The organism is Pseudomonadota bacterium (assembly GCA_026390555.1).
Lineage (GTDB): Bacteria > Bdellovibrionota_C > UBA2361 > UBA2361 > OMII01 > OMII01.
The window spans coordinates 1-3984 of record JAPLFS010000051.1 but is presented as its reverse complement, the minus strand read 5'-3'; the positions used below and the strand labels follow the sequence as shown (position 1 = coordinate 3984).

The following is a 3984-nucleotide window of genomic DNA, read 5'->3' as shown; positions in this document are numbered from 1 at the left end:
GCGGCTATGGCTCGTTAAACTAGAGAAGAACGGCACCCTGCCCTGTAAGAAGTTCTCAATAATCTTAGAGGTAGCCTGATCGTCCTTCAGTACAGATTCGGGCGATACTCCACGCTGAACGTCGCGCTCTTTGCCGCGCTCGGTTATACTTTCGATCAGGTTATTAACTATTGAGGGATAGTCCTCGATGTTAGGCGATAACTCGCAGCATACCCGTGATCCTGGGATCTCAACGATTTTTGTAAGGTTCTTAGATATCTCCTCCCACCCTGGCGCTACTAGGAGCTCATTGTAGACTCGTCGCATCCGACGCTCCCCTGAAAGGGGCACACTCACCAGCACGTGGTACTCCGTTCCACTCGTTGAAAAACCGGAGAGGTGTATTTGTCTGGGATAATCCGGAGGATCGCTCCTTTCAAGTCCTAGCCAGAGCACCCGACCATCTGGTAACTGTCGTGGCCTGAGCATGCTACCCTTGGGAGCAAGCGCCTGCGCAACCGGGGTCCGTGAGATATCATCGCCCCACAACTGTTGATCAGAAACCTTGTACCTAAACTCATGAAGAAAAGGCTCCATTCCGTTAGCACGCTCAGGATCACTCCTACCCCATTGTCTATGCTCAAGCTCAGAGGCGATACGATGCAGCGAGCGGGCCCAAGAAGCTCCACGCATACCCCTTAAGATATATGTATAGTCGTGGATCGCTTCTTTGATATTAGCGCTGTTGGCTGGTATGCCCTGTGCGTCTAGGATCGGCCACTCTATACCGATTAGAGCAGCGCGCATGTATGCTTCAATCATCTCGCCTGGACGCTCAACGACAACAAAATCAAGTACAGTTAAGTCATTGCGGAGCACCGAAATAACCTTCCGATACTGGCCATTTATCAGATCAACGAAGGTAGTGCCGATCTTAGTTTCAATCGCAAAATCAGGCTCCAGTTCATCAAATACGGGTGGATCAATGATTAACGATTCTACCTTTTGTACCGGCCTAATCACATAATCTGCGGCCGCAGAACCCTTACAGAGATCAAATACTATCGAACCCAGCGCCTCCAACCTAGTTTCATCCGTTACCTGTGGATCTATAATCTGCTCTATCGTACGGGGTGATTTGCTATAAGCCTCGACCAAAATATGATCCAAGCAAAATGAGGTGACCTCCCCTCGAACGTCAGGATGAGTAGTATCTACTGTGAGCGCAGTAACGCGAATGTCTTGGGCACCTTGCTCGACTGAGAATTTAATGGCGAAGTGTTGGCCTTCAATTCGCTTCTGTAGTGTAGTCTGCTTTAGTCCGACTTGCGGTAGCGTGTGAGCGCTTAGGTCAACCTCTTTACACTGCCTCTTACTTTCACCGCTCTGAGATACACCTACAATCATACAACGTTCCTAATTCCAAAGGCCCAGAATTATACTACAAATAGAGCGTATCTGCACAGGGGTGCCTGGCGGCGGGGGAAAAAGCTGCGCGTTTCTGTAATAAATAGCCCGATCCTGTCGCTAGGTTGTAGCAATCTCTCTGTTTTATAGGAGGGTACAGAAGAACCTACAGCAGGGATGCTTAAAAAAGGACTAGCCTCGCACCCATGCAACAGCTACAAGGGATCTTATCCGATTATATTGGAGGCCGCAGCGATGGAACAGTACGTACTAGTCGGTGAGCTCACCGATCAACGAACAGCGAACCGTGTCTGCTCAGCTCTGGAAAGTAGCTCCGTGCCAGTTATGATTGAACATTTCAGACGTTCAACCGATCTCGGACCTGAGTTGGTCTATCGTATCCTGGTTCCGGTTGAACTCTCTCAGAGATCCTTGGGGGTGCTAGCGGGCATCCTTGTTACGCATACAGGGCTTGATTCGGCGTCTGGCTTTGAAGCCCACCAGTAGTAAGCTTCTTAAAGGCTATCCACTACAACTGCCGCTAGTAGCACCAAACTAGCCAAGGCGTTTCTGGTAAAGAACACCTGATTAATACACCCGATACCACGGCGCTTTACTGCTATGTGTTGACTCAAGAGAAGTATTCCGAAAAGCACGAGCCCGATCCAGTACGCTAGCCCCAAATCAAAGACTACTCCAAAGAGCGCTAGAAATCCCAGTGCCAGGATATGCAGCAAGGCAGCAACGAGTAGTGAGGCCGGTATGCCGATGCGCGCGGGGATACTAAATAGTCCTTGCTTGCAATCGAATTCATAATCCTGACAGCTATACAGGATATCAAACCCTGCTACCCAGGTTAACACCCCACCCATAAGGGCTAGCGGCTCTAGCGACCAGATACCGGTCAGCGCATACCAGACACCCCCTGGGGCGCACGCTAATGCAAGCCCAAGCACGAAGTGAGCGCAGGCTGTGTAGCGCTTCATCAGGGAGTATCCGAGCAGAATAGCTAACACCACTGGAGAAAGCAGCAGACAATGCCAACCTAAGAGTCCAGCTCCAAGGATAAACACAAGGCCACTGGCGAGTGTAAGTAAGATCGCTTCACGAACTGGCACTAAACCGCTTGGGATCTCGCGCGCAGCGGTGCGTGGATTGGCGCTATCAATATTACGATCAACGATCCGATTAAAGCCCATCGCTGCTGTTCTTGCCGCCACGATGCACACTAGCAGGAGCATTACAGAAGCTAGTGATATGGGGTGATAGCGAGCGATCTCAACCACCATGATCAGCGCAAAGGGCAGCGCAAACACAGAGTGTGAGAACTTAACCAGGGAGCCCCAAGTTGCGATACGCGCCGTAATCCCCATCGATTACACCGGGTGCCCCGGAGGCTCTTGCCAGCGGCGCCCCAGGTTATGAGAGACCCCCATACTATCGAGCACCTTCATAACGAACTGATCTACAAGTTCCTCAACGGATTGCGGTCGGTTATAGAAAGCAGGCATGGCTGGCACGATAGTCACACCACATCTACTGAGGATCAAAAGATTATTGAGGTGAATCTGAGAAAGGGGCGTTTCGCGGGGAACGATTATGAGTTTTCGTCCCTCCTTTATAGTCACATCGGCTGCGCGGTGCACGAGGTGCATTGGAATACCGTGCGCCAGTGCGCCAAGCGTCGCCATCGAGCAGGGAATAATAACCATGCCCGTTGTAAGCATCGAACCCGATGCTATGCGTGCTCCTATATCGCGCGCGTTGTAGAAGGTTACGTTATCGGCGCTAGAGCCGCAGATCTTTTCGTAGCAGAGAGAAGCTGTATTAATCGCCAACTCCTCCTCGTCGTTAAGAACCCTAAGCGCCGCATCCGAAAAAACTACATGCACCTCTTGAACTAGCGCCGGCAATACCTGCAGCAATCTTAAGGCGTAACGAACGCCACTTGCTCCGGTGACCCCAACGATCCAGCGCTGATCCTTATCTACCGACATATAAAAAGTCTCCTTGGCGCTATCAGCGCTCTTTCCTAGCAATATAGATAAACGCCACTCCACCACACAGGGAGCGCGTTGAGAGCGGCTTCCAGCCAGCCTCCTGTAATAACCGCTCACATGCCTCACCACACGGAAATATCGCCGAGCTCTTTGGTAGGTACTCGTACGGAGCACGTGTCCCTGAGAGCCACGCTCCAACGGCTGGTATAATGACCCTTGAGTACCATCCAAACATAGCGCCCCAGACCCGATTTGATGGTTGCCCGAACTCTAGGATCGCTAGGGTTGCTTGGGGCTTACTAACACGCAGCATCTCACGCAAGGCGCCAACGCGATCGGGAATATTACGCAGGCCGTACGCCAATGAAATTGCATCAAATACGCCATCCTCAAATGGAAGCTGCTGCGCATCCCCCTCTATCCACTCGCAGGTTGTAAGGGAGCTGTAGCGCCGCCTCGCTACCCCTAACATCTGAGGAGAGATATCAACCCCAACCACCCTGGCGCAGCGCTTAAGCAGGCCAGGTACAATCGCACCGGTCCCCGTACAGAGGTCCATGTAAACACCGCGAGGATTATGGGGAAGGCCCCCGACTAG

General features: G+C 51.7%; 5 protein-coding genes. 1 reads left to right on the top strand and 4 read right to left on the bottom strand.

Features of this window, described 5'->3' with window-relative positions; all coding sequences use genetic code 11:
* The coding region (locus tag NTV65_06910) for a hypothetical protein (protein MCX6114927.1) at positions 1-1386 on the bottom strand (1386 nt) is incomplete at its 3' end.
* 177 nt (positions 1387-1563) lie between these two features.
* Here NTV65_06910 and NTV65_06905 point away from each other — a divergent pair.
* Positions 1564-1893 carry a hypothetical protein gene (locus tag NTV65_06905; protein MCX6114926.1) on the top strand — a complete coding sequence of 110 codons (330 nt, stop codon included), beginning with the start codon at positions 1564-1566 and terminating at the stop codon, positions 1891-1893.
* An 8-nt stretch (positions 1894-1901) separates the two neighbouring features.
* Here the strand turns inward: NTV65_06905 and ubiA are convergent, their stop codons facing one another.
* From ubiA to NTV65_06890, 3 genes are all read right to left on the bottom strand, one after another.
* Positions 1902-2759, bottom strand: coding sequence for a putative 4-hydroxybenzoate polyprenyltransferase (gene ubiA / locus NTV65_06900; GenBank protein MCX6114925.1), 858 nt, complete (start codon positions 2757-2759; stop codon positions 1902-1904).
* 3 nt (positions 2760-2762) lie between these two features.
* Complete coding sequence (locus NTV65_06895; GenBank protein MCX6114924.1) at positions 2763-3383, bottom strand: UbiX family flavin prenyltransferase; 621 nt, start codon at positions 3381-3383, stop codon at positions 2763-2765.
* A 22-nt stretch (positions 3384-3405) separates the two neighbouring features.
* A partial coding sequence (locus tag NTV65_06890) for a ubiquinone/menaquinone biosynthesis methyltransferase (protein ID MCX6114923.1) occupies positions 3406-3984 on the bottom strand: 579 nt, incomplete at its 5' end.